Here is a 24,507-nt window from a genome sequence, read left to right as displayed (position 1 = left end):
CCGCACGAGCGTGCGCTGCGGCAGTGATCGCGGGGTCTCGACCCGGACGATCTGGTGCGGGACGCTCAGCGATCCCGGCCGATGCGGATGCCCTTCCGCGCCGGGAGGTGCAGCCATGGGGAGGTCGCGCGCGATGACGTTGGCGTAAGATCATGGCCGGGCGGACGTCGGGCTGCGCGGTTCCACCCGAAGCCGTAGGCGGCATCAGGCGACGCGTCTGCCCGACGCATCGACGACCGGTTCGCCGTCCTCCTTGGCGAACGCGTCCCGTTGCGGTTCGGGCAGCAGGTCGAGGACCGTCTCCGACGGCCGGCACAGCTTCACGCCGAGCGGCGCGACGACGAGCGGGCGGTTGATGAGGATCGGGTGGTCCAGCATCGCATCGAGCAGCGCATCGTCGGAGAGCGCGGCGTCGTCCAGGCCCAGTTCGGCGAAGGGCGTTCCCTTCTCGCGCAGCAGATCGCGGGGCGCCATGCCGGCCCGGCGGATCAGATCGACAAGCAGCGCGCGCGACGGGGGCGTCTTGAGATATTCGACGACGTGCGGTTCAATGCCGGCGTTGCGGATCAGGCCCAGCACGTTGCGCGACGTGCCGCATGCGGGGTTGTGATAGACAATGATATCGACGGTCTGGGGTCGGAACGTCATGGGACCTGCTTTCGGCAACCGGGTGCGGGCAAGCCGTCCATGCCAAGCCTTTCGACTGCCGGCAAGCTGGCGCGCAGATTGGACTGCGGCCCTTCCGGCTTCGCACGGGATGGACGGTTCCGAACCCAATCATCGGGTTGGCGTACCCGGTATTTCGTGCGTCTTCGGAGGATATCGTACCGTGGCGACGGTCGATGACGGGTCGCTATTCCGGCGCGTGATGGAGTACGGGTCGGCTGTGCCGAGAGACCAGATTTGATGATCCTGTTCGTCCTGACGATCTTGCCGTTCCTGGCCGCCGGGGCGCTGGCGGCCTGCGCGCGCGCGGGGCGCGGGGTGCAGTTCGCGATCGCGATCGGGACGAGCGTCGCCGGGTTCGTACTGTTGGCGGCGGCGGCACCGACCGTGCTGGCGGGTACGGTGATCGTGAACAGGATCGCCTGGATCCCGGCGATCGGGCTCGATCTCGGCCTGTGGCTCGATCCGCTCGGCCTGCTGTTCGCGGGGCTGATCCTGGGGATCGGGTCGCTCGTCACGGTCTATGCGCAGGGGTATCTGGCAAAGGATGAGGCGACCGGACGGTTCCTTGCCTGCCTGATGCTGTTCCAGGGGGCGATGGTCGGGATCGCACTGTCGAACAATGTGCTGCTGATGCTGCTGTTCTGGGAGATGACCAGCCTGTCGTCGTTCCTGCTGATCGGGTTCTGGCGCGACCGGGCCGATGCGCGGCAGGGCGCGCGGATGGCGCTGGCGGTGACCGGCGGCGGGGGGCTGGCGCTGATCGCGGGGCTGCTGCTGCTGGGGCAGGCGGCGGGATCTTATGAACTGGCGACGATCCTGATGCGGGCCGATATCGTGCAGGCGTCGCCGCTCTATCCCGCCATTCTCTTGCTCGTGCTGCTGGGTGCCTTTACCAAATCGGCGCAGTTTCCGTTCCATTTCTGGTTGCCGCACGCGATGGCCGCGCCGACCCCGGTCAGCGCGTACCTCCATTCCGCCACGATGGTGAAGGCGGGTGTGTTCCTGCTGGCGCGGCTGTGGCCGGTGCTGGCGGGGAGCGACTATTGGTTCTACCTCGTCACGACGACCGGGCTGGTCACGATGCTGTTCGGCGCGGGGGTCGCGCTGTTCCGCCACGACCTGAAGGCGATCCTGGCCTATTCGACGATCAGCCAGCTGGGGCTGATGGTCATGCTGCTGGGGTTCGGGACGGGTGCTGCGGCGACCGCGGCGCTTTTCCACATGCTGAACCACGCCGCGTTCAAGGCCGCGCTGTTCATGAATGCCGGTATCGTGGATCATGAGACGGGCACGCGCGATCTCCGCCGGCTGGGCGGGCTCGCCGCGCTTATGCCGGTGACCGCGACGTTCGGCACGCTGGCGGCGGCGGCGATGGCGGGGCTGCCGCCGCTCGGCGGGTTCATCTCGAAGGAGATGATGCTGGAGGAGAGCGCACACATCGCCTTTGCGGGGCAGGCGTTGCTCGTGCCGGTGCTGGCGACGCTGGCCGCGACGCTGTCGGTGGCCTATTCGCTGCGTTATGCGCTCGCCCTGTTCTGTGGACCGACGCGGACGGGTGCCGTGGCGCGGCCGCACGATCCGGGACTGGCGATGCTCGGGCCACCGGTGGTGCTGGTCGCGATCGCGATCCTGCTGGGGCTGTTGCCGATGACGATCGCGGGGCCGCTGGTGACGGCGGCGGGCGGGGCGGTGACCGGCGGCACCGCGCCTGTGCTCCATCTCGCGCTGTGGCACGGCGTCAATCCCGCGCTGGCGATGAGCATCACCGCAGTCGTGGCCGGGGCGCTGCTGCTGTGGCGGCATCGTGCGCTGGCGGCGATACTGCCGGCCGGTGGCCTGCCGGACGCGAAGCGGATGTTCGATGCCACGATGGCCGCCGTCGTCACGCACGTGCGGCGCGCTATGCTGGCGGTGCATGTCGCCTCGCTGCAACGCTATCTGTTCATGCTGTTCGCGGTGGCGGTGCTGCTGGGGATCGACGGCACGATGACGCCCGGCGGCATGGCTACCGGCACGCGGACCACGCTGCCGGCATCGCCGGTCGCGATCGTCGCGTGGTTCGCGCTGATCGCGGCCACGCTGGCGGTCGTCGTCGCGCACCGGCACCGGTTCCTGGTGCTGGTGTTCATCAGCGTCATCGGGCTCGTCATGGCGTTGCTGTTCGTCCGGCTGTCCGCCCCGGACCTGGCGCTGACCCAGATCGCGGTGGAAGTGGTGACGATCCTGCTGCTGCTGCTCGCGCTGCACCTGTTGCCCAAGACGCCGCGACGGCTGTCCGGCACGCCCCGCCGGCTGCGCGACGGGGCGCTGGGCATCGTGGCCGGCATCGGTACGGGATGGACGGCATGGGCGATCATGACCCGCCCGGTGCGGGATTCCGTCTCCGCCTATCACTGGGCCAACAGCTATTCCGGGGGCGGCGGCACCAATGTGGTGAACGTGACGCTGGTCGATTTCCGTGCATTCGACACGATGGGGGAGATCATCGTGCTGGGCATTGCCGGGCTGGCGATCTACGCGCTGCTCGAACCGGCCGCGCGGGGGGCCGCCGGCCGCCGGTTGCGCGCGTGGCGCAAGGACATGCCGCATTCGCCCGAGCGCCACCCGATGATGTTCGTGATGGCGACGCGGCTGCTGCTGCCGCTGGGGTTGCTGGTCGGGATATACATCTTCCTGCGCGGGCATAATCAGCCGGGAGGCGGCTTCGTCGCCGCGCTGCTGTTCGCAATTGCGATCCTGTTGCAATATCTCGCGTCCGGGTTCGACTGGACCGACGAGCGGCGACGGATCGGCGAGCATCCGCTGATCGCGTCGGGCGTGCTGATCGCGGTCGCGACGGGGCTGGGGTCGCTGGCGTTCGGTGCGCCGTTCCTGTCGAGCAGCTTCGGCTATTTCCACCTGCCGCTGATCGGCGAGTTCGAACTGGCGACCGCCATGCTGTTCGACACCGGCGTCGCCTGCGTCGTGATGGGGGCCGTGATGATGGCGTTGCAGCAGCTGAGCCATGTCGCGCAACGCGCGGCCCGCGCCAGCGATCGGCATGACGAGGATGCCGCATGATGAGCCTCGAATTCCTGATCGCCAGCGCGATCGGCGTGTTGACGGCGGGCGGCGTGTATCTCGCGCTGCGTGGGCGGACGTTCCAGGTCGTGCTGGGGCTGACCTTGCTGTCCTATGCGGTGAACCTGTTCCTGTTCGCGATCGGCCGGCTGGTGGTCGATCGGCCGCCGCTGTTCGCGAAAGGCGTGACCGACCATGCCGATCCGCTGCCGCAGGCGCTGGTGCTGACCGCGATCGTCATCACGTTCGGCATGACGGCGCTGGTGGTGGTCCTGTCGCTGCGCAGTTTCCTGGAAAGCGGGTCGGACCAGGTGGACGGGATCGCCGACGGTCGCGACGAAGGGGACGCGGCGTGACCGCGCTCGATCATCTGGTGATCGCGCCGATCGTGATCCCGACGATCGTCGCGCCGCTCGCCCTGCTGGCGATGCGGCGGCGGAGGCGCGTTGGCGTGGCGCTGTCGCTGGCGGGATGTGTCGCGATGCTGGGCGCCGCACTCGCGCTGTTCGGGGTGGCGCAGGACGATGCGATCCGCGCCTATCCGCTGGGCGGCTGGCCCGCGCCGTTCGGCATCGTGCTGGTGATCGACCGGCTGACGGCGATCATGCTGGTGCTGGCGGCCGCACTGGCGCTGGTCGTGATGGTGCATGCGGTGGTCACAGCGATGGACCGCAAGGGCTGGCATTTCCACCCGCTGTTCCATTTCCAGCTACTGGGGTTGAACGGCGCGTTCCTGACCGGCGACCTGTTCAACCTGTTCGTGTTCTTCGAAGTGCTGCTGATCGCGTCCTACGGCCTGATGCTACATGGGCAGGGGGCGGCCCGGCTGAAGGCGGGGGTCGGCTATGTGATCGTCAACATCGTCGGATCGGCGCTGTTCCTGATCGCGCTGGGGCTGCTCTACGGCCTGACGGGTACGCTCAACATGGCCGACCTGGCGCGGCGGGTGGCGGCGTTGGGAATGGCGGATCAGGGGTTGGTGCGGATCGCCGGGCTGCTGTTGCTGACCGTGTTCGCGCTGAAGGCCGCCGTCGTGCCGCTGCATCTGTGGTTGCCGCGCACCTATACCGCGACGGCGCCGGTGGTGGCGGCACTGTTCGCGATCATGACGAAGGTCGGGGTCTATGCGATGATCCGGACCGTGCCGCTGATCTTCGGTGCGGGCGCGGGGGCCGCCGCCTGGGTGCCGGCGCCCTGGCTGATGCCCGCCGCCGTCCTGACCGCGATCGTCGGCTTTGCCGGCGTGCTGGCCGCGCGGGGGATGCGCGAACAGGCGGCGTTCGGGTTGCTGGGATCGACGGGTACGCTGCTGCTAGCGGTCGCGTGCTGGACGGAGGCCACGACGGCGGCGGCGCTGTTCTACCTGGTGCATGCGACGCTGGCAGGGGCGGCGCTGTTCCTGATGGCGGATGTAACGCAGCGGCGGCGCGGCCCCTATGCCGACGCGGCCGTCGCCGGCCCGCGTTTCGCCGGGCAACAGGCGGCGGGCCTGCTGTTCCTGGCCGCCGCGATCGCCGCGGTCGGCCTGCCGCCGCTGTCCGGCTTCGTCGGCAAGCTGTTCATCCTGCAGGCCGTGGCCGGGACGCCCTATTGGTGGATCCTGTGGGCGACGGTGCTGGGGACGACGCTGATCGGCGTGATCGGGTTCGCGCGGAGCGGCAGCGCGATCTATTGGAAGGCGGACGGCGCGGATCCGGTCGCCGGCCCCGTGCGGTCGCGGGCCGACTTCGCCGCGCCGCTCGCGCTGGTGGCCCTGCTGGGCGTCCTGACATTGGGTGGCGGCTGGGCCACGGCGCAGGCGCAGGCGGCGGCGGCGCAGCTGTTCGCGCCGCACCGCTACAGCCTGGCCGTGCTGGGTCCGGCGCGATGATGCGGTGGCTGCTGCCCCATCCGGCCTTGTCGGCGATGCTGCTGGTCGTCTGGCTGCTGATGGCCAATGCGGTGACCGTCGGCGGGGTCGTGCTGGGGGCGGTGGTGGGCGTGGTCCTGCCCAAATTCACCGAACCGTTCTGGCCGGATCGGCCGCGCGTGCGGTTCGGCCGCGCGCTGGCCGGATATGTCTGCATCGTGCTGTACGATATCGTCGTCGCGAATTTTCAAGTCGCCCGGCTGATCCTGTTCCGGCGCAACCGCGACCTGCGATCCCGCTGGCTGACCATCCCGATCGCGCTGACCACGCCGGAGGCGGTGACCGTCCTGGCCGGCACGATCAGCCTGACGCCGGGCACGGTATCGGCGGACATATCGGCAGATGGCCGGCACCTGCTGGTCCATGCGCTGGACGTGGCCGACCCCGACGCGGAAGTCGCGCGGATCAAGGCGCGGTACGAAGCACGGCTGCTGCGGGTGTTCGCATGACCGAATGGGCGCTCCGCATCGCATCGGTCGCGGTCGCGATCGCGCTGCTGTGCAACGGCTGGCGGCTGTTCCGCGGGCCGACGCCGGGCGACCGGATCATCGCGATCGACACGATGGTCATCAACGTCATCGCGCTGATCGTGCTGATCGGCATGCTGGGCGGCAACACGACCTATTTCGAGGCGGCGCTGCTGCTGGCGATGGTCGGGTTCGTCAGCACCATCGCCTATTGCAAGTTCATCCTGCGCGGGGACATCGTCGAATGAACGGGATGGTCGACGGCATGCTGGCCGGGCTAATCCTGCTGGGCGGGGCGTTCGTGCTGATCGGCAGCTGGGGACTGGTCCGCCTGCCGACGACCATGGAGCGGCTGCATGGGCCGACCAAGGCGACGACGCTGGGGCTGGGGTCGCTGCTGCTTGCGTCGGTCGGCTATGCGCTGGCGCGACATGGGATCTGGAGCGCGCACGAACTGCTGATCGCGCTGTTCCTGTTCATCACCGCGCCGATATCGGCCAACATGATCGCCAAGGTCCACCTGCATCGCGCGCGCACCGACCCGTCGCACGAGCCGACCGGCATCGCGGGACCACCGCCGGGTATCGGCGAAGGGGACTGGGCGACGTTCGCCGGGGCGCGGGGTGAGACGGAGGCGGGCGAGGTCGTCAGCGTGGTCGAGGAGGATGACGCCCGATAACGCATCAGGTTGGGACCGGCGACGGAGCGGGGGGCGCTTATTATTCCGACGTGGGGGAGACATGTGCTGCCTTCTCCACCGTCATCCCAGCGGACGCTGTGGTCCATTATCACTACAGTTTCGGTCGGACACGGCCGTAGTGATAATGGATCCTGACTTCCGTCAGGATGACGGTCGTGAGGGGCGTAATCGTCGTGACGGTCGTGATGGTCGTGGCGACACAAGTCACAACTGAGGCAGTCAGCGCGTCGCGGTCAGCTGCACGGTTCCCGGCAGCAGGCCATCGGCGGTAGCGATGACGTCGAACCGCCCCGTTCCGGCACCGCGGACCAGGGCGACCGCGACGCCGTCCTGGACGGCGCGGTCGGGCGTGGGGAAGGGCGTGTGGTCGGTCGAGGAGGCGTTGTCGGTCGCGACCAGCGATCCGGCACCGGTAACCTTGAAGTGGAGCCGGTGGGTCGCGTCGGGCACCGTGACGCCGCCCGCATCCACCACCCGCGCGCGGACATAGGTCAGGTCGTCGAACGCCGAACCCACCGTCGGCTGATCCGCCACCAGATCGATCCGTACCGGCCTGCCCGCGGTCCGCAGGCTGTCGGACACGCCCGCCCCCCCCGCATCGCGGCACAGCGCGCGCACCGTACCGGGCACGTAGCGGACGCTCCAGCGGCGGGGCGAGGCATCCCGGTTGATCGGCAGCGTGCCGAGCGATCGGTCGTTGAGGAAGGCCTCGACCCGCTGGCAGTTGCTGTAGACCTCGATCGTCTCGTCATGGGGCCGGCGGTCCTGGGGCGTCCAGTCGTCGAACAACGCGACCTTCGGCCTGGGCGTGGCGACGGCGATCATGGTCGGCAGCGCCGGCTGGTTCGGGCCGCCCGCGCCGTCGGTCGCCGGGCCGGCCGCTGTCGGATCGGCATTGCGGACGACGTGGACCACCGGGCGATCCGACCACCAGCTTTCGCGTTCCATGCCGGTGATCTTCTGCCGGCCGGTGCGGTCGAGCAGCCCCGACGGGCTCTGGATATTCGGCCAGCCGGATCGGTTAGCCTCGCCCAGATAATCGATGCCGGTCCACAGGAACATGCCGGAAAAGGGCGCATAGTCGCGCACCGGCAGCCAGTTCGAGCGGTTATGCGCATTTTCGGTGCCGACGATGCTGCGTTTCGGGTTCTGCCGGCTGGCGGCGATCAGTTCGTTCTCGCGGTAGTTCTGGCCGACGACGTCCAGCATGTCGGCCAGGCCATTCTCATAGTCCTTTGTCACGTTGGGGCGGAACAGCGCCAGGGTGACCGGGCGGGACGGATCGGTGGCATGCACGATGTCGAGGATGCTGCGCAGGGCCGCCTTCGCCTGCACCGGATAGGCGGTGTCGTGGATCTCGTTGCCGGCGCTCCACAGGATGATGCTGGGATGGTTGCGGTCGCGCCGCACCATGTCGAGCGTATCGCGCTTGTGCCAGTCACCGAAGAACAGATGGTAATCCTCCGGTGTCTTCGCGACGTTCCACTGATCGAACAGTTCGTCCATCACGAGCAGGCCGAGCTGATCGGCAAGATCGAGAAATTCGGGGGCGGGGACGTTGTGCGCGGTCCGGATCGCGTTGACGCCCTGTGATTTCAGCGCCGTCAGCCGTTGTCGCCAGACGGCCAGCGGAACCGCCGCGCCGACCGCGCCGCCGTCCTGATGCAGGGCCACGCCCTTCAGCTTCAGGTTGCGGCCGTTGAGCCAGAAACCGGTTGCGGGATCGAACCGCGCCGCGCGGATGCCGAACGGCACGACCTCATCGTCCAGGACGGTTCCGTCGGCGGCCAGCACGCGGACGGTGGCGCGGTACAGTGCGGGATCGCTGATGTCCCAGCGGCGCGGGCTGGCGATCGCGACGTCCGCCGGCACGGTCAGAGCGCGGCCGGCGGCGATGCTGGTGGCCGGCGTAACATGGCGCGCGACTTCGCGTCCGTCCGGGTCGGTCACCGCCACTTCGATCCTGACCGCCATCGGCATGGAAGCATCGTTACGCACGTCGATCGCCATCGCCGCGGTCGCGCGAACCGCGGTGATCGTCGGCGTGCGGACATAGGCGCCGCCCTGCGGAATGTGGACGTCGCCCGTTTCGATCAGGCGGACGTGGCGATAGAGGCCGGACCCGGTGTACCAGCGCGACGAGGGTGCCGCCGATGTATCGGCACGCACCGCGACCATGTTGCGCGCGTCCGCCCGAAGGTGGCGCGTGATGTCGTAGCGCTGGCCGACATAGCCCATCGGGCGATAGCCGACATGGTGGCCGTTCACCCAGATGCCGCTGCGTTCCATGATGCCGTCGAATTCGATGAAGGTTCGCCGGCCTGCGCGCGGTTTCACGTCCAGCATGCGGCGGTACCAGGCGACGCCGCTGGGCAGGAAGCCGTTTTCGCCCGCCGCCTTCGCGTCCCGGCGGAACGGCCCGGCGATCGCCCAGTCGTGCGGGACGGACACCGGTTGCCAGGCGCGGTCGTCCAGGCCCGGCCGTTCGGCGCCCTCGGGATCGGCCTGCACGAAGCGCCAGCCGTCGGCGAGTGGCGTTACCGTCCGCGGGGCGGCGAAGGCGGTGCCGGTCAGCAGGAGGCTGGCGACCAGCGCCCCGACGGCGGCACGACAGGAGACGTGCAGACGTTCGTCCGGATAAGTCGCCTGCGGCCGGCCACGGCCGGGTCCGTTCCGCGACCTGCGGGGGGTGTGACGCATGCGCGGTTCCTCTCCATTCGATGCCCGTTGTCCGGGCTTTCCATGCGATCCGGGCTCATGACCGCGTCCGCCGATCAGCGGAGGTCATGCCCGGCTTGAGACACGGAGGAACATTCCAACATTCGCACGGCAGTTTCAATATGTGACCGGACGTTATCTTTGGGGCAATCGTCTTTTCCAGATGGGCAGTATTCGTCCCGACAGTCCTCGGTCGCTTTTGACCGGGCCGCGAACGTCGGCCACGAACATGAATATCGATCCGCACGATGCCCCAGCTGGACAGGCGACGCTGTGCCGGGCCGGCGACCAACTACTTCGTTCCGGTCGAACGACCACCCATTGACACCGGTGGACATTATGCGCGACCATTACCGATGCCAGAGACGGGGCGGCTTTTGCGGCCGACACCCGATCGGTGAGGGAGAAGGATGATGAGGGTGCGTGGATTCCGCTTGCCGCTACTGTCACTGACGGCCGTGCTGATGCTTTCGGCGTGCGGCAAGGAGGCCGGTGACCTCCCCGCGCCGCCGGTGGCCGGTCCCGCGCCGACACCGACACCAACCCCGCCACCCACGCCGACACCCACCCCCCCGCCGACACCGACACCGACGACGGTTTCCTCGCTCGGTGCGGACGGATGGGCATCGACCCAGGGCGGCACCACCGGTGGCGAAGGCGCGACGGCCGCCAAGACCTACATCGTCACGAACCGCAACGAACTGCTCCAGGCGCTGTACGGCGGCACCGCGACGATCGCCGACGACGGCAGCGTGACGGGTACGCTGGATGCAAGCCCGAAGATCATCCGCGTCAGCGGCACGGTGAGCCTGAACGTCGACCGCCAGCTGCGCGAGCAGACCGGCGACGACTATGTTCGCGCTTCCTGCGCGTCGGCCACTTATGGATATTCGACCGAAACGGCATTGTATGCCGCTTATTACGCGGCGTTCCGCCCGTCCGTGTGGGGCAGTACGCGCGCGGTATCCGGTGCGCCGGAAAGCGCCCGGGCCTGTGCCGCCGTGCAGCAGCGCCGGGTCGTGCAGATCGCCATCCCGTCCAACACGTCGATCCTGGGCCTGGGCGGCAGCGCACGGATCATCAACGGCAATCTGAACATCGGCCCGAGCAGCGCCGCGCCGGTCGAGAATATCGTGATCCGCAACATCGCGTTCGAAGATTCGTTCGACTTCTTCCCGCAATGGGACCCGACCGATTCGACCGGGCGCTGGAACTCGGCCTACGACATCATCTCCGTGCAATATGCGCGCAAGGTGTGGATCGACCATAACAGTTTCAGCGACGGCGCACGGACCGACGACCGTTTCCCGTCGGTGTGGACCGAGACGGTGGGCGGGGTCGATTTCTCCGGTGCCGATTTCAAGGTGCAGCATCATGACGGGCTGGCCGATGTCACGCGCAACGGCGATCTGGTGACGATGTCGAACAACCTGTTCTTCAACCACGACAAGGGTTTCCTGATCGGCGGTACCGACACGGCCAACCCGGCCGCGGAAAACCCGACCGCGTTGCGCGTCACCTTCCACGACAATATCTTCCGCAACCTGCGCCAGCGGCTGCCGCGGGTACGCTACGGACAGGTCCATGTGTACAACAACCTGTACGAGGGCGTCCTGGCCGGCAGCGCATATAATTTCCTCGTCGCGCTGACCGTGGGGCAGAGCGGCAAGATCTATGCGGAGAACAACATCCTCCAAATACCGGACGCCGGCGCCACCAACCTGGCCGGCACGTCGATCAGCGCGGCGCGCACGGCCGCCTGCCGCACGATCGGTTATTCGGAAGATCAGTGCGCATCGACCTTCTACGCCAGCGGCACCGTGCTGAACGGGGTCGAGATCGACCTGCAGGCGTCGGTGCTGTCGCGTTTCCCGGCGGTGACGGCCACCCGCTGGTATCCGGCGCTGTTCTACGCCTATCAGGCCCGCCCGACCGAGGGGCTGGCGCAGACGATCCTGGCCAATGCGGGGGCGGGCAAGCTGTAGGGCGCGACGTGCGTGCCCCCGGGGATCACCCCGGGGGCACGCCTTTACGCGGCCGGATTGCCGGACCGCCGGGGTCGCGGCGACCGACGTTTCGTGCCGGAGGCGGCGCCGGCCGGTTCATCGTGTGCCGCGTCCGGCGACCAGCCGAGTGAACGGCTGATCGCCGCGGCCGTCGTGGCGACGTCCGGCGCGATCCGGGCGACGGCGTCGTCGCCGAGATATTGCGCGGCGGTCGCGACGCTGATCGCCGCGACGATCGCGCCCGACGCGTCGCGGATCGGCGCGGCGACCGAGCGTGAGCAGCCGCCGTCGTCGCTGCGGTGCAGGACGATGCCGGCCGCCGCGTTTTCGGCCATGCCCCGCAACCACGCCGCCATCGGCCCGCGGACCGTCATCTGCCCGAACAGCCGCTCCCACGATGCGGCGTCGTCATCGAGCAGCAACGCCTTGCCGAGGCCGGTTTCGGCGATGGGGCGGCGGTCGCCCGGCCGGGTGGCGACTTCCAGCCGCTGCCGTCCGGCGACACGATCGAGATGCAGCGCCTGATCACCGTCGCGGCGGCCAACGAAGACGCACAGGCCGATGCGAGCGGAAAGGGCCGCAATCTCCGGCCGGGCGACGCGCAGCAGGTCGGTCTGTTCCCGCGCCAGCGAACCGAGCCGCATCAGCGCACCGCCCAGCCGGACACCGCCATCCCGCGTGGGGGCAAGATAGCCGCGATCGACGAACGCCCGGACGATGCGCCGCGTCGTGATCTGGGTCAGGCCCATCACGTCCGACAGTTCGGTCACGCGCATCGACCGTTCGGTCACGACGTCGAGCAGGTCCAGCCCGCGCAGCAACGTCTGGCTGCCACGGTTCGTGCGCGGCGGCGCTGGGGGCGTGTTCGTCATTGCGCGCGTTCTTCCGGGCTGCCCTGCGATGTTCGGGCCATCGCCATTTCGCGTGACGGTTGCAAGCCGCGACGTCCGTTGCCGTTCGTTTTCCGCGCACTGGTGGGCATAATGTACCGGACCCCGGCGGGGTGGGCGGTGCGACTTGCGGATATGGCGGTGCGCGCCGATATGCTCGCTTTTCGGCAGCTTGTCTCGAGTCTGGATACTACGGATGAATACCGCGTTGGCGCATATCAGGCATGGTTTCCTCTCGTCGCCGGAGGAGCTGATCGACGAGGCGCGCAACGGGCGGATGATCATCCTGGTCGATGACGAGGATCGCGAGAACGAGGGCGACCTGATCATACCGGCACAGATGGCGACGCCGGACGCGATCAATTTCATGGCGCGGTTCGGCCGTGGCCTAATCTGCCTGGCGATGACAAGCGAGCGGACGACGCAACTTGGGCTGGAACCCATGACGCGTGCGAACGGAACCCGCCACGGCACCGCCTTCACCGTATCGATCGAGGCGCGGGAGGGCGTGTCGACCGGCATTTCCGCGGCCGACCGCGCGCGCACGATCGCCGTCGCGATCGACTCCGCCCATGGCGCGGACGCGCTGGTGTCGCCGGGCCATGTCTTTCCGCTGATCGCCAAGGATGGCGGCGTGCTGGTCCGCACCGGCCATACAGAGGCGGCGGTGGACATTGCGCGGCTGGCCGGCCTGAACCCGTCGGGCGTGATCTGCGAGATCATGAAGGACGACGGCACGATGGCACGGCTGGACGATCTGGTCGCCTTCGCGCAGCACCACAACCTGAAGGTCGGGACGATCCGTGACCTGATCGCCTATCGTCGGCGCTACGACCATCTGGTCGAAAAGCGTGCGGAGGCGGAATTCGCCAGTCATTGGGGTGGCGACTGGAAGGCGATGACGTTCTGGAACCGCGCCACCAACAGCGAGCAGCTGGTACTGGCCAAGGGGGTGATCGACCCGGACAAGCCGACGCTGGTGCGGATGCACGCGCTGTCGCCGTTCGCCGATATCTTCAACGATCTGAGCGGGCGTGGCGGGCTGCTCCAGCGATCGATGGAGATCATCGGCGAGGAGGGCGCCGGCGTGATCGTCATCATCAACAGCACAGACCAGGACGCGTTCACCACCGCACTACGCGTCCGTTCGGGCGAGGCGACCGTCGCGGAGATGGAGGCGCTGCGCGACTATGGCGTCGGTGCGTCGATCCTGACCGAACTGGGCGTCAAGGGCATGATCCTGCTGACCAACACGCACCATACGCTGGTCGGGCTGGACGGCTACGGCCTGTCGATCGAGGGCGAGCGCCGCATCGACTGACGGCGGGCGGGGTGCCGGTCTGTGCCCTGATCCGTCGAACTTGGAATGCCGCCTTTCCGGCGCCATCCTGACGAAAGTCGGGATCCGTTATCACTACGGTTCAGACACCCGCCTGCGTAATGACAGTGGATCCTGATGTCCGTCAGGATGACGGGGTTGGGAGTGGTTCCTGCCATCGCCGGAAACCCTGCACCATGCCGTCCATCCGCTGCGCCTGCGCCTTGCGAGCGAGATCGCGAAGTTGTCGCAAACACTATGCGAAACATATGGCGACGGGTTCCGGCCCGGCTCGAAACCCTATGCGGTGCGGGCCTAATTGACTGTCCTCACGATTCGCCGGTCGACCATGACCCGGGCGGATCGGACGATGGGGACAGAGATGAACGCGTTTCGATTTGCAGCTTTTGCAGTGCTGGCCGGGGTGGCCGTGCCGGCCGCGGCGCAGGATGCCGCGCCGTCGCCGATCACGATCAACGGCGCGGCCGCGATCGTGTCCGACTACCGATTCCGAGGCGTGTCGCAGTCCGACAAGGATATGGCCGTGCAGGCCGGGCTGACCGTGTCGCACGCCAGCGGCCTCTACGTGGGCGCATGGGGGTCTAACCTGTCCGGCTGGGGCACGTTCGGCGGGTCCAACATGGAACTCGACCTGATCGGCGGGTACAAGCACAAGCTGGGCGACAGCGCGACGATCGACGTCGGGCTGGTGTGGTACATGTACCCCGGCGGCGCGTCGAAGACCGATTTCGCCGAACCCTATGCCAAGCTGACCGGCACAGCCGGCGCCGCCACGCTGACCGCCAGCGTTGCCTATGCCCCCAAGCAGCAGGCGCTCGGCCGCTGGTACGCGACCGGCACGGATGCCGCCGCCGGCGTCTATACCGACGCGGGCGACAAGGAGGACAATCTGTATCTGGCGGGCGACGGCGCGGTCGCGCTGACCGGTACGCCGATCACCGCCAAGGCGCATATCGGCCATAGCTGGGGCAATGACGGGCTCGGCCCGAACGCGACCAGCGTGACGCCGACCGGCGACTATTGGGACTGGGCGGTGGGCGCGGACGCGACCTATCGGAACCTGACCCTGAACGTCAGCTATGTCGACACGGACATTTCGCGCCGCGACGCCGCCTATCTCCAGCCCAGCTTCAGCAAGGGGCAGGACGGCACCGGCAGCATCGCCGACGGCACGATCGTGCTGTCGCTGACCACCGCTTTCTGAACGCAAAGGACCGACGATGCAGGACCTGCTCTGGATAGCGATCATGGTCGGACTGGTGGCGGCGACGCTGGCCTATGTCCGGCTGTGCGACGCGGCATGATGTCAAGGACGCGCGCATGAACCTCGATCTCTGGCTCGCCGCGATCACCGCGCTCGGCCTCCTCCTTTACCTCGTGGCGGTCCTGATCCGCCCCGAACGCTTCTAGAAAGGAGCGCATCCTGATGACCATCCAGGGATGGATCCTGATCCTCGGCTTCGTCGGCATCCTGCTGGCGTTGACCAAGCCCGTCGGCAGCTACCTCTTCGCACTCTACGAAGGGCGCCGTACGCCGCTGCACCTCGTCCTCGGGCCGGTGGAGCGCGGCTTCTACCGGCTGTCCGGCATCGATCCGGCCAAGGAGCAGGGCTGGCGGCGCTATACGCTCCACATGTTGACGTTCAACGCGCTGCTGATGCTGCTGACCTATGCGGTGCTGCGCCTGCAGGGCGTGCTGCCCGGGAACCCCCAGGGGTTGCCCGGCCTGTCGGAGCATCTGGCGTTCAACACGGCCGTCAGCTTCACGACCAACACTAACTGGCAGAGCTATGGCGGGGAATCGACGATGTCGAACCTTGCCCAGATGTTCGGCCTGACGATTCACAACTTCCTGTCCGCCGCGACGGGCATCGCGCTGGCGTTTGCGCTGTTCCGCGGTTTCGCGCGGCGGTCGAGCGCCACGATCGGCAATTTCTGGGCGGATGCGACGCGCGTCACGCTCTATCTGCTGCTGCCGTTCTGCGTTGTGCTCACGGTCTTCTACACTGCCAGCGGCGTGCCGCAGACGATGGCCGGGACCGTCGACATCACGACACTGGAAGGCGTCAGCCAGGTGCTGGCGATCGGCCCCGTAGCCAGCCAGGAAGCGATCAAGATGCTCGGCACGAACGGTGGCGGCTTCTTCAACGCGAACAGCGCGCACCCGTTCGAGAATCCGACCGCGCTTACCAACCTCATCCAGATGCTGTCGATCTTCGTCATCGGGTTCGGTCTGACCTGGACGTTCGGCAAGGCGGTCGGCAACACGCGGCAGGGCTGGGCGATCCTGTCCGCCATGGTCATCCTGTTCCTGGCGGGTGTTACCGTCACTTACTGGCAGGAAGCGGCCGGCAACCCAATCGTCCACCAGCTGGGCGTCGCGGGCGGCAACATGGAGGGCAAGGAGGTCAGGTTCGGCATGGCCGCGTCCGCGCTGTTCGCGGTCGTCACCACGGCCGCATCCTGCGGTGCGGTGAACGGCATGCACGACAGCTTCACGGCGCTTGGCGGCATGATCCCGCTGCTGAACATCCAGCTGGGCGAGGTCGTGATCGGCGGCGTCGGCGCGGGCATCTACGGCTTCCTGCTGTTCGCGATCCTGGCGGTGTTCGTCGCCGGACTGATGGTCGGCCGCACGCCGGAATATGTCGGCAAAAAGATCGAGGGGCGTGAGGTGAAGCTGGCGGTGCTGGCGATCGCCATCCTGCCGCTCGTCATCCTGGGCTTCACGGCGCTCAGCGCGGTCCTTCCATCGGGGCTCGCCGGGCCGCTGAACAAGGGGCCGCACGGCTTCACCGAGATCCTGTACGCGTTCACCAGCGGCGTCGGGAACAACGGCTCGGCCTTTGCCGGCCTGACGGCCAACACGCCTTATTATGACGGGCTGCTGGGTGTCGCGATGTGGCTGGGGCGGTTCTTCGTGATCGTCCCGATGCTCGCCATCGCGGGCTCGCTGGCGTCCAAGACCCACACGCCGGAAAGCGCCGGGTCCTTCCCGACGACGGGCGCGCTGTGGGTGGGCCTGCTGATCGGGATCATCCTGATCGTCGGTGGCCTCACCTTCCTGCCGAGCCTGGCGCTCGGTCCCATCGCCGATCATCTTGCGATGATCAGCGGCAAAACAATCTGACGGGACAAGCCCTGATGGCACGCACGCAAACCAAATCGCTGTTCACGGCGGACCTGATCGGTCCGGCGATCGGTGACGCCTTCCGCAAGCTGGACCCGCGCCAGCTGATCCGTAACCCGGTGATGTTCGTCACCGCCGTCGTCGCCGCGCTGATGACCGTCCTGCTCGTGATCGGGCAGGACGGGCTCACCACCGGTTTCAAGCTGCAACTCGTCGTCTGGCTCTGGCTGACGGTGCTGTTCGGCACCTTTGCCGAGGCGCTGGCCGAAGGGCGCGGCAAGGCGCAGGCCGCGTCGCTGCGCGCGACCAAGTCCGAACTCCAGGCCAAACGGCTCAAAGGTGATGGCCGCGCCTATGACGAGGTTGCCGCCAGCGCGCTGCGTGTCGGCGACATCGTGCTGGTCGAGACGGGCGACCTGATTCCGTCCGACGGCGACGTCGTGTCGGGCGTCGCATCGGTCAACGAAGCGGCCATCACCGGCGAAAGCGCGCCGGTGATCCGCGAGGCGGGCGGCGACCGGTCGGCGGTCACCGCGGGCACGCGCGTCATCTCCGACGAGATCCGCGTGAAGGTGACGGTCAACCCGGGCGAGGGGTTCCTCGACCGCATGATCGCGCTGGTCGAGGGGGCCGAGCGCCAGAAGACGCCGAACGAGATCGCGCTGACGCTGCTGCTGGTCGGCCTGACGATCATCTTCCTGATCGCGGTCGGCACCATTCCGGGCTTTGCCAGCTATGCGGGCGGCAGCGTGCCGGTCGCGATCCTGGCGGCGCTGCTCATCACGCTCATTCCCACGACGATCGCGGCGCTGCTGTCCGCCATCGGCATTGCGGGGATGGACCGGCTGGTGCGGTTCAACGTGCTCGCCAAGTCCGGCCGCGCGGTCGAGGCGGCAGGCGACATCGACGTCCTGCTGCTCGACAAGACCGGCACGATCACGATCGGCGACCGGCAGGCCAGCCAGTTCCGGGCGGTGTCCGGCACCAGCGCCGCCGAACTGGCGGAGGCGGCACTGCTCGCCAGCCTGGCCGACGAGACGCCCGAGGGCCGATCGATCGTGATCCTGGCGCGCGACCGCTTCGGCGTCTCCACCACGGCACTGCCAGACGACGCGGAGGTCATACCGTTCACCGCGCAGACCCGGATCTCCGGCGTGCGGACCGGCGGATCGCTGATCCAGAAGGGGGCGGTCGACTCGATCCTCAAGGCCAATGCGGGGGCGGGTCAGACCGCAACCGCGACCGAACTGCGCCGCATCACCGACGAGATCGCGCGGGCGGGCGGCACCCCGCTGGCGGTGGCCCGCGACGGCCGCCTGCTGGGCGCGATCTTTCTGAAGGACGTGGTGAAGGCCGGCATCCGCGAACGGTTCGGCGAACTGCGCACCATGGGCATCCGCACCGTGATGATCACGGGGGACAACCCGCTGACCGCCGCGGCGATCGCGGCCGAGGCCGGGGTGGACGATTTCCTGGCGCAGGCGACGCCGGAGGACAAGCTGGCGCTGATCCGCAAGGAACAGGAAGGCGGGCGGCTGGTCGCGATGTGTGGCGACGGCACCAACGACGCACCGGCGCTGGCGCAGGCCGACGTGGGCGTGGCGATGAACACCGGCACGCAGGCCGCGCGCGAGGCCGGCAACATGGTCGACCTGGACAGCGATCCGACCAAGCTGATCGAGATCGTGGGGCTGGGCAAGCAGCTGCTCATGACGCGCGGGGCGCTGACGACCTTTTCGGTCGCCAACGACGTCGCGAAATATTTTGCGATCATCCCGGCCATGTTCGTCGTGCTGTACCCCGGGCTGGGCGTGCTGAACGTGATGCGGCTGGGGTCGCCCGAAAGCGCCATCCTGTCGGCAATCATCTTCAACGCGGTCATCATCCCGCTGCTCGTGCCGCTCGCGCTGAAAGGCGTGGCGTACAAGCCGATGGCCGCCGGCCCGCTGCTGGCGCGCAACCTCGCCGTCTACGGGCTGGGCGGGCTCATCGCGCCGTTCGTCGGTATCAAGATCATCGACCTGGCCGTTCGCGGCCTCGGTCTCGCCTGAAGGAACATCTGATGGGCAACGACTTCACCAGCGCGCTGCGGCCCGCTTTCGTCATGACGATCCTGTTCGCGCTGCTGCTCGGGATCGGTTATCCGCTGGCCATGACCGGGATCGGACAGACATTCTTCCCCGTCCAGGCCAATGGCAGCCTGGTCATGGAGGGCGGCCGCGCGATCGGTTCGACCGTCGTCGGCCAGGCGTTCGTCGCCGACCGCTATTTCCAGACGCGGCCGTCCGCGGCGGGCAAGGGCTATGACGGGCTTGCCTCGTCCGGATCGAACCTCGGCCCGACGTCGCAGGCGCTGGTCGACCGCATCACGCCCGACGTCGCGAAACAGCGTGCTGCGGGCAACACCGCGCCGCTGCCCGCGGACCTCGTGACCGCGTCAGGGTCCGGTCTCGACCCCGATCTGTCGCCTGCCGCCGCACTGGCGCAGGTGGAACGCGTGGCCAAGGTGCGCGGCATGCCGGCAGAACGGCTCCGTGCGCTGGTGACGGCGCATGTCGAGTCCCCGGTAATGGGCATATTGGGTGACGCGCATGTGAACGTGCTGGCGCTGAACCGCGCGCTCGACGCGACCGGCGTGACCGGCGCGACCCGTTGAAGGACGACGGCCGCCCCTCGCCCGACGCGCTGCTGCGACAGGCGGCGCAGGAGGGGCGCGGCCGGCTGAAGATCTTTCTCGGCGCCGCACCCGGCGTCGGCAAGACGTTCGAAATGCTGTCCGAAGGGGCCGAACGCCGGCGGGCGGGGGTCGACGTGGTGGTGGGCGTGGTCGAAACCCACGGCCGCGCCGAAACCGCGGCGTTGACCCGCGATCACGAGATCATCCCGCGCCGCGCCACGCCGCACAGCAGTGGCGGGCACGACAATCGTGCACTGGACGAAATGGACATCGACGCCGTCCTGGCCCGTGCCCCTGCGCTCGTCCTGGTCGACGAACTGGCGCACACCAACGCGGCGGGCAGCCGCCACCCCAAACGCTATCAGGATGTCGAGGAGCTGCTGGCGGCCGGCATCGACGTCTATTCCACGATCAACATCCAGCACGTCGAAAGCCTGAACGACGTCGTCGCATCCTTTACCCGCGTCCGCGTGCGCGAGACGGTGCCCGACAGCGTGCTGGAGGCCGCCGAGATCGAGGTGGTGGACATCCCGCCCGACGAGCTGATCGAGCGGTTGAAGGCGGGCAAGGTCTATCTTCCGCACGAAGCGACCCGCGCGCTGTCGCATTTCTTCTCGAAGTCGAACCTGTCCGCACTGCGCGAGCTGGCGTTGCGCCGCGCGGCCCAGGCGGTCGATGCGCAGATGCTGGACCATGTCCGCGCGCTGGGCGTCGGCGGCACCTGGGCCGGCGGCGAACGGATCGTCGTGGCGGTGGGCGAGATGGCGGGCGCCGACGGGCTGGTCCGCGCGGCCAAGCGGATCGGCGATGCGCTGCATGCGCCCTGGACCGCGGTCTATGTCGAAACGCCGCGCGCGGCCACGTTCGGCGATGCGGACCATCGCCGGCTGGCCGCGGTCATGAATCTGGCGACCCAGCTGGGCGGGGCGGTCGCGACCGTGCCCGCCGCATCGGTGCTGGACGGGCTGAAGGCGTTTGCCGGCGAGGCGCGCGCCACCCAGCTGGTGGTCGGCAAGTCAAGCCGGTCGCGATTGTTCGAACTGCGCCACGGGTCGGTGGTCGATCGGCTGGTGCGCGAGATGCCGGGCGTCGCGGTGCATGTCATGCCAACCGTCGCGGACGCCACGCCGGCCGCGGCACGCAAGAAGGCGGTCGGCCAGTGGGGCAGCCGGGCGGGCTATGGCTGGACGGTCGGCATGGTGGCCGCGGTGACCGCGGTGGCGAGCGGCCTGTTCCACATCCTCGACCTCGGCAACGTGGCGCTGCTCTACCTGCTGCCCGTGATGGCGGCGGCCAGCCTGTTCGGGTTGCGCACCGGGCTGTTCGCGGGGGTGCTGGCGAGCCTTGCCTATAATTTCTGGTTCCTGCCGCCGACCGGCACGCTGTCGATTAGCAATCCGGAAAATATCGTGTCGATCCTCGTCCTGCTGGGCATCGCGTTTGCGACCAGCCAGCTGACATCGCGCGTGCGGGCGCAGGCCGATCTGGCGGCGGCGAGTGCCAGGACCAACGCGGCGCTGACCGGGTTCCTGCGCCAGCTGACCTCGATCAACGAGCCGGTGGCGCTGGCCCGCGCGGTCTGCGAGGAGGTCGGCCGGCTGTTCGACCTGCGTACCGTCATACTGGTTGCCGAACCGGCGGGGCTGGTGGTGCAGGCCGCCAACGGGCCGGAATATCGGCTGGAGACGATGGAGATGGCGGCCGCCATGTGGTCGTTCGACAATGGCGTGCCGGCCGGGCGCGGGTCGGGCACGCTCGCGGCGTCCGAATGGTTCTTCCAGCCGCTGCGGTCGGGCGACCGGACGCTGGCGGTGCTGGGCCTGGCGCGCGAGGAGGGCGGCGACCCGATCCGGTCGGACCGTTTCCCGCTGCTGATGAGCCTGGTCGACCAGGCGTCGCTCGCGCTGGAACGGCTGCGGCTGGAGGTGGAGATGCGCGACGTCGATGCGGTGCGCGAACGCGACCGGTTGCGCGCCGCGCTGCTGTCATCGGTCAGCCACGACCTGCGCACGCCGCTGACGTCCGTCATGGCGGCGGCGGCGGACCTGTCGCGCGGGGTCACGCCCGAATTGATCGACACGATCCAGACGGAGTCGGCGCGCCTCAACCGGTTCGTCGGCAATCTGCTCGACATGGCGCGGGTGGAGGCGGGTGCCCTGCGGTTGCGGATCGAGCCGGTCGACCTGACCGATGCGGTAGCGGCGGCGGTGCATGATACGCGTCGCGCGCTGGAGGGGCATGCAATCCGGCTGGAGGTGCCGCCCGACCTGCCGCTGGTACGGGTCGATCCGCAACTGCTGCATCACTGCCTGATCAACCTGCTCGACAATGCGGGGCGCTATGCCGATCCCGGTACGCCGATCATCGTGCGCGGCGAGCATCGCCACGGCGTGCTGCGGCTGTCGGTGATCGACACCGGACCGGGCCTGCCGCCGGGGCGCGAGCAGGAGGTGTTCGAGACGTTCCGCCGGCTGGAGGGGTCCGACCGTGCGATCGGCGGGACGGGACTCGGCCTTGCCATCGTGAAGGCGTTTTCAGAGGCGATGGGCATGTTCGTGGAGGCCGCCAACCGCGACGAACGCGACGGCGCGCGGTTCAGCCTGTGTTTCCCGACGCGCCTGCTGGTGCGGGATGGGGAGGAGGACGGCCTGGTCTCGGAATGATGTCCGCTGGGCGGCCGACGGTAACGCGTGGGGTTAGTCGTCGCTAATCGAAGCCGTTTGGGGCGGCGATCAAGCCGGTGCCATCCTGATGGACATCAGGATCTATAATCACTCCGGCAGTTATTGATCTGCCCTCAAACCAAGTGCCGCTCAGCGACACGATCGCGACGCGATCGGGCGGCTGCCTGGCCGGATGCGTAACGATAATGGATCCTGACGTCCGTCAGGATGACGCATGACAAGTAGCAGCGCCGACTCTCGATCGTTCAGGCGGCAACAGGTGCCGGTACTGCACCAACGCGTGCCGGGGCGCTGCGCGACGCCCGTTCGCGTGGGCAAAGCCCCGCCAAGAACTGGTCCGTGCTGGCGGCCCAGCTGAAGCCGCGACCATAGTCCGCGCATGCTTCGGGGTCGGCTTGAAGTGCGCGATCGATGGCTAGGTCGAGCAGCGGGTCGAGTGCGCCGATCGGGCGCGTGCCGCCGGTCAGCCCGGTTCCGCCTTCGCCGATGACGTCGAGCGGACCCGGGACCGGAAAGGCGGCGACCGGAACGCCGCTGGCGAGCGCTTCGACCATCACCAGCCCGAACGTGTCGGTGCGGCTGGGGAACACGAGCACGTCGGCTGCGCGATAGGCCGCGGCCAGATCGGCACCGTGCAGCGCGCCCAGGAACAGAACGTCGGGATGCGCGGCGCGCAGGGCCACGAGCGCGGGGCCGTCGCCGACCACGACCTTGGTACCGGGCCGTTCGACAGCCAGGAACGCGCCGATGTTCTTCTCCACCGCGACCCGGCCGACATGCAGCATGATCGGGCGGGGCAGGTCGGCCAGCGTCGCCGGGGTCGGCCCGTCCGGCACGAACAATGCGAGATCCACGCCGCGCGACCAGCGGTGCGTGCGGGCAAGGCCGCGGCCCTGCAATTCCTGTTCGAGCCGGGCGGTGGCGGCAAACACGCGCGCCGCCGGCCCGTGGAATCGGCGGAGCAGCGGCCAGAACCAGTCCGCCGGCAACCGCGTGCGCAGCGCGACATAGTCCGGAAAACGGGTGTGGAACGACGTGGTGAACGGCATGCCGTTGTCCAGGCACCAGCGCCGCGCCGCCCAGCCGATCGGCCCTTCGGTGGCGATGTGGACCGCATCCGGATCGGCCGCCGCCAGCCGCGCCGCGACGCCGCGCCCGCACCCCAGCGCAAGCCGGATTTCCGGATAGCTGGGGCAGGGAACAGTCCGGAACAGGTCGGGCGTCAGCGGCACGACGTCGTGGCCGCGGGCGCCCAGTTCGGTCGCGGTGGTGCCAAGCGTGCGGACGACGCCGTTCACCTGCGGTGCCCAGGCGTCGCTGGCCAGCGCGATCCTCATGCGGAGGTGGTCAGTGCGGGTCGCCGGGCCTCGGCGCGGCGGGCGGACAGCGCGCTGCGCGCATGTTCGTGCCAGTCCAGCACCTCCATGCGGCCGTCCTCATGTTCGACCAGCGCGGTACAGCTTTCGACCCAGTCGCCGTCATTATAGTAGGTCAGGTCGCCGAACTGGCGGATTTCGGCGGTGTGGATATGGCCGCAGACGACGCCGTCGACACCGCGTTCGGCCGCGGCGTGGGCGACGGTTTCCTCGAACCGGCTGATGAACTGGACCGCGTTCTTCACCTTGCGCTTGGCATAGGTGGACAGCGACCAGTAGGGCAGGTCCAGGCGGCGTCGCACGGCATTATAAACCGCGTTCGCCTTCAGCAAAAAGGTGTAGGCCGAGTCGCCGAGGAAGGCGAGCCAGCGCGCATAGAGCACGACCGCGTCGAACGCATCGCCGTGGACGACCAGCAGCCGCCGCCCGTCCGCGGTCACGTGGATATCCTCCGGCAGCAGTTCCACGCCGCCGAATTCCAGACCGACATAGTCGCGGAACGCCTCGTCATGATTGCCCGGCAGATAGACGACGCGCGTGCCGAGGGTGGCCATCTTCAGGATGCAGCGCACGACGTCGTTATGCGCCTGTGGCCAGTACCAGCCCTTCTTGATCTGCCATCCGTCGACGATGTCGCCGACCAGATAGAGCGTGTCGCACTCGATCGCATGCAGAAAGTCGAGCAGCAGGACCGCGTTGCAGCCGGCGGTGCCGAGATGGAAGTCGGACACGAAGACGGTGCGGAAGCGCAGCTTCGGCTGGGCGGGCGGCGCGCCGGCCGGATCGTCGCCGGACAACCAGTCGGGCAACGGGATGCGCGGCCGCCCACGATTGCCACCCGTGTTGGCGGGTCGATCCCGCATCGGTGCCAGCTTCGCCGTC

At 68.3% G+C, this 24,507-nt stretch carries 19 protein-coding genes; 14 read left to right on the top strand and 5 right to left on the bottom strand.

Features of this window, described 5'->3' with window-relative positions; genetic code table 11:
• Nucleotides 1–204: 204 nt before the first annotated feature.
• Complete coding sequence (gene arsC / locus BKY59_RS01910) at nt 205–648, bottom strand: arsenate reductase (glutaredoxin) (RefSeq protein WP_076068398.1); 444 nt, start codon at nt 646–648, stop codon at nt 205–207.
• 258 nt (nt 649–906) lie between these two features.
• On the opposite strand from arsC, the gene BKY59_RS01905 reads away from it, so the two are divergent.
• The 6 genes from BKY59_RS01905 to BKY59_RS01880 are packed head-to-tail and all read left to right on the top strand — an operon-like array spanning nt 907 to nt 6,784.
• Complete coding sequence (locus BKY59_RS01905; RefSeq protein WP_076068397.1) at nt 907–3,729, top strand: monovalent cation/H+ antiporter subunit A; 2,823 nt, start codon at nt 907–909, stop codon at nt 3,727–3,729.
• Nucleotides 3,729–4,085, top strand: coding sequence for a Na+/H+ antiporter subunit C (locus BKY59_RS01900; protein ID WP_076068396.1), 357 nt, complete (start codon nt 3,729–3,731; stop codon nt 4,083–4,085). The genes BKY59_RS01905 and BKY59_RS01900 overlap by 1 nt, the downstream gene beginning before the upstream one ends.
• Nucleotides 4,082–5,599 carry a monovalent cation/H+ antiporter subunit D gene (locus BKY59_RS01895; RefSeq protein ID WP_076068395.1) on the top strand — a complete coding sequence of 506 codons (1,518 nt, stop codon included), beginning with the start codon at nt 4,082–4,084 and terminating at the stop codon, nt 5,597–5,599. The genes BKY59_RS01900 and BKY59_RS01895 overlap by 4 nt, the downstream gene beginning before the upstream one ends.
• On the top strand, nt 5,596–6,087 hold the full coding sequence (locus BKY59_RS01890; RefSeq protein WP_076068394.1) for a Na+/H+ antiporter subunit E: 492 nt from the start codon (nt 5,596–5,598) through the stop codon (nt 6,085–6,087). Before BKY59_RS01895 ends, BKY59_RS01890 begins: the two co-directional genes overlap by 4 nt.
• Nucleotides 6,084–6,353, top strand: coding sequence for a K+/H+ antiporter subunit F (locus BKY59_RS01885; RefSeq protein ID WP_076068393.1), 270 nt, complete (start codon nt 6,084–6,086; stop codon nt 6,351–6,353). The genes BKY59_RS01890 and BKY59_RS01885 overlap by 4 nt, the downstream gene beginning before the upstream one ends.
• On the top strand, nt 6,350–6,784 hold the full coding sequence (locus tag BKY59_RS01880; RefSeq protein ID WP_076068392.1) for a Na+/H+ antiporter subunit G: 435 nt from the start codon (nt 6,350–6,352) through the stop codon (nt 6,782–6,784). The genes BKY59_RS01885 and BKY59_RS01880 overlap by 4 nt, the downstream gene beginning before the upstream one ends.
• Nucleotides 6,785–7,024: 240 nt before the next feature.
• Here BKY59_RS01880 and BKY59_RS01875 read toward each other — a convergent pair whose 3' ends face one another.
• Nucleotides 7,025–9,505: a glycoside hydrolase family 2 TIM barrel-domain containing protein gene (locus tag BKY59_RS01875; RefSeq protein WP_083671823.1), complete on the bottom strand. Its 2,481-nt coding sequence runs from the start codon at nt 9,503–9,505 to the stop codon at nt 7,025–7,027.
• Between the two features lie 437 nt (nt 9,506–9,942).
• Here BKY59_RS01875 and BKY59_RS01870 point away from each other — a divergent pair, with 437 nt between their 5' ends.
• A complete protein-coding gene (locus tag BKY59_RS01870) occupies nt 9,943–11,508 on the top strand; it encodes a pectate lyase family protein (RefSeq protein WP_240499919.1) in 1,566 nt (521 codons plus the stop codon).
• Nucleotides 11,509–11,552: 44 nt separating this feature from the next.
• On the opposite strand, the gene BKY59_RS01865 is transcribed toward BKY59_RS01870, so the two are convergent.
• The gene (locus tag BKY59_RS01865; protein ID WP_076068391.1) at nt 11,553–12,401 is read right to left on the bottom strand and encodes an IclR family transcriptional regulator; all 849 of its coding nucleotides are present in this window, start codon (nt 12,399–12,401) and stop codon (nt 11,553–11,555) included.
• A 214-nt stretch (nt 12,402–12,615) separates the two neighbouring features.
• Between BKY59_RS01865 and ribB the strand changes: the two genes are divergently transcribed.
• From ribB to BKY59_RS01830, 7 genes are all read left to right on the top strand, one after another.
• Entirely contained in the window at nt 12,616–13,740 is a 1,125-nt protein-coding gene (gene ribB / locus BKY59_RS01860; protein ID WP_076068390.1) for a 3,4-dihydroxy-2-butanone-4-phosphate synthase, read from the top strand.
• A gap of 379 nt (nt 13,741–14,119) precedes the next feature.
• A complete protein-coding gene (locus tag BKY59_RS01855; protein WP_076068439.1) occupies nt 14,120–14,962 on the top strand; it encodes a TorF family putative porin in 843 nt (280 codons plus the stop codon).
• A 116-nt stretch (nt 14,963–15,078) separates the two neighbouring features.
• A complete protein-coding gene (kdpF, locus tag BKY59_RS01850) occupies nt 15,079–15,168 on the top strand; it encodes a K(+)-transporting ATPase subunit F (RefSeq protein WP_076068438.1) in 90 nt (29 codons plus the stop codon).
• Between the two features lie 16 nt (nt 15,169–15,184).
• Nucleotides 15,185–16,888 carry a potassium-transporting ATPase subunit KdpA gene (gene kdpA, locus BKY59_RS01845; RefSeq protein ID WP_076068389.1) on the top strand — a complete coding sequence of 568 codons (1,704 nt, stop codon included), beginning with the start codon at nt 15,185–15,187 and terminating at the stop codon, nt 16,886–16,888.
• A gap of 14 nt (nt 16,889–16,902) precedes the next feature.
• A complete protein-coding gene (kdpB, locus tag BKY59_RS01840) occupies nt 16,903–18,939 on the top strand; it encodes a potassium-transporting ATPase subunit KdpB (RefSeq protein WP_076068388.1) in 2,037 nt (678 codons plus the stop codon).
• Nucleotides 18,940–18,950: 11 nt separating this feature from the next.
• On the top strand, nt 18,951–19,544 hold the full coding sequence (gene kdpC, locus BKY59_RS01835; protein WP_076068387.1) for a potassium-transporting ATPase subunit KdpC: 594 nt from the start codon (nt 18,951–18,953) through the stop codon (nt 19,542–19,544).
• Entirely contained in the window at nt 19,541–22,228 is a 2,688-nt protein-coding gene (locus BKY59_RS01830) for a sensor histidine kinase (protein WP_076068386.1), read from the top strand. The genes kdpC and BKY59_RS01830 overlap by 4 nt, the downstream gene beginning before the upstream one ends.
• Nucleotides 22,229–22,494: 266 nt before the next feature.
• Here BKY59_RS01830 and BKY59_RS01825 read toward each other — a convergent pair whose 3' ends face one another.
• Both BKY59_RS01825 and BKY59_RS01820 read right to left on the bottom strand, forming a co-directional pair.
• Entirely contained in the window at nt 22,495–23,586 is a 1,092-nt protein-coding gene (locus BKY59_RS01825; protein ID WP_076068385.1) for a glycosyltransferase family 4 protein, read from the bottom strand.
• Nucleotides 23,583–24,488 (bottom strand): UDP-2,3-diacylglucosamine diphosphatase, encoded by a 906-nt coding sequence (locus BKY59_RS01820; RefSeq protein WP_076068437.1) that lies wholly within the window; start codon nt 24,486–24,488, stop codon nt 23,583–23,585. Before BKY59_RS01820 ends, BKY59_RS01825 begins: the two co-directional genes overlap by 4 nt.
• Between the last annotated feature and the right edge of the window lie 19 nt (nt 24,489–24,507).

Source organism: Sphingomonas montana (assembly GCF_001956315.1).
In the GTDB taxonomy this organism is placed as follows: domain Bacteria; phylum Pseudomonadota; class Alphaproteobacteria; order Sphingomonadales; family Sphingomonadaceae; genus Sphingomonas_R; species Sphingomonas_R montana.
Note: the sequence above shows the minus strand (reverse complement) of the source record. Positions and strands in the feature narration are given on the sequence as shown.

Coding starts and splice junctions, on each gene's coding strand:
- arsC (WP_076068398.1), bottom strand. CDS start 648: ATGACGTTCCGACCCCAGACCGTCGATATCATTGTCTATCACAACCCC.
- BKY59_RS01905 (WP_076068397.1), top strand. CDS start 907: ATGATCCTGTTCGTCCTGACGATCTTGCCGTTCCTGGCCGCCGGGGCG.
- BKY59_RS01900 (WP_076068396.1), top strand. CDS start 3,729: ATGAGCCTCGAATTCCTGATCGCCAGCGCGATCGGCGTGTTGACGGCG.
- BKY59_RS01890 (WP_076068394.1), top strand. CDS start 5,596: ATGATGCGGTGGCTGCTGCCCCATCCGGCCTTGTCGGCGATGCTGCTG.
- BKY59_RS01885 (WP_076068393.1), top strand. CDS start 6,084: ATGACCGAATGGGCGCTCCGCATCGCATCGGTCGCGGTCGCGATCGCG.
- BKY59_RS01880 (WP_076068392.1), top strand. CDS start 6,350: ATGAACGGGATGGTCGACGGCATGCTGGCCGGGCTAATCCTGCTGGGC.
- BKY59_RS01875 (WP_083671823.1), bottom strand. CDS start 9,505: ATGCGTCACACCCCCCGCAGGTCGCGGAACGGACCCGGCCGTGGCCGG.
- BKY59_RS01865 (WP_076068391.1), bottom strand. CDS start 12,401: ATGACGAACACGCCCCCAGCGCCGCCGCGCACGAACCGTGGCAGCCAG.
- ribB (WP_076068390.1), top strand. CDS start 12,616: ATGAATACCGCGTTGGCGCATATCAGGCATGGTTTCCTCTCGTCGCCG.
- BKY59_RS01855 (WP_076068439.1), top strand. CDS start 14,120: ATGAACGCGTTTCGATTTGCAGCTTTTGCAGTGCTGGCCGGGGTGGCC.
- kdpF (WP_076068438.1), top strand. CDS start 15,079: ATGAACCTCGATCTCTGGCTCGCCGCGATCACCGCGCTCGGCCTCCTC.
- kdpA (WP_076068389.1), top strand. CDS start 15,185: ATGACCATCCAGGGATGGATCCTGATCCTCGGCTTCGTCGGCATCCTG.
- kdpB (WP_076068388.1), top strand. CDS start 16,903: ATGGCACGCACGCAAACCAAATCGCTGTTCACGGCGGACCTGATCGGT.
- kdpC (WP_076068387.1), top strand. CDS start 18,951: ATGGGCAACGACTTCACCAGCGCGCTGCGGCCCGCTTTCGTCATGACG.
- BKY59_RS01825 (WP_076068385.1), bottom strand. CDS start 23,586: ATGAGGATCGCGCTGGCCAGCGACGCCTGGGCACCGCAGGTGAACGGC.
- BKY59_RS01820 (WP_076068437.1), bottom strand. CDS start 24,488: ATGCGGGATCGACCCGCCAACACGGGTGGCAATCGTGGGCGGCCGCGC.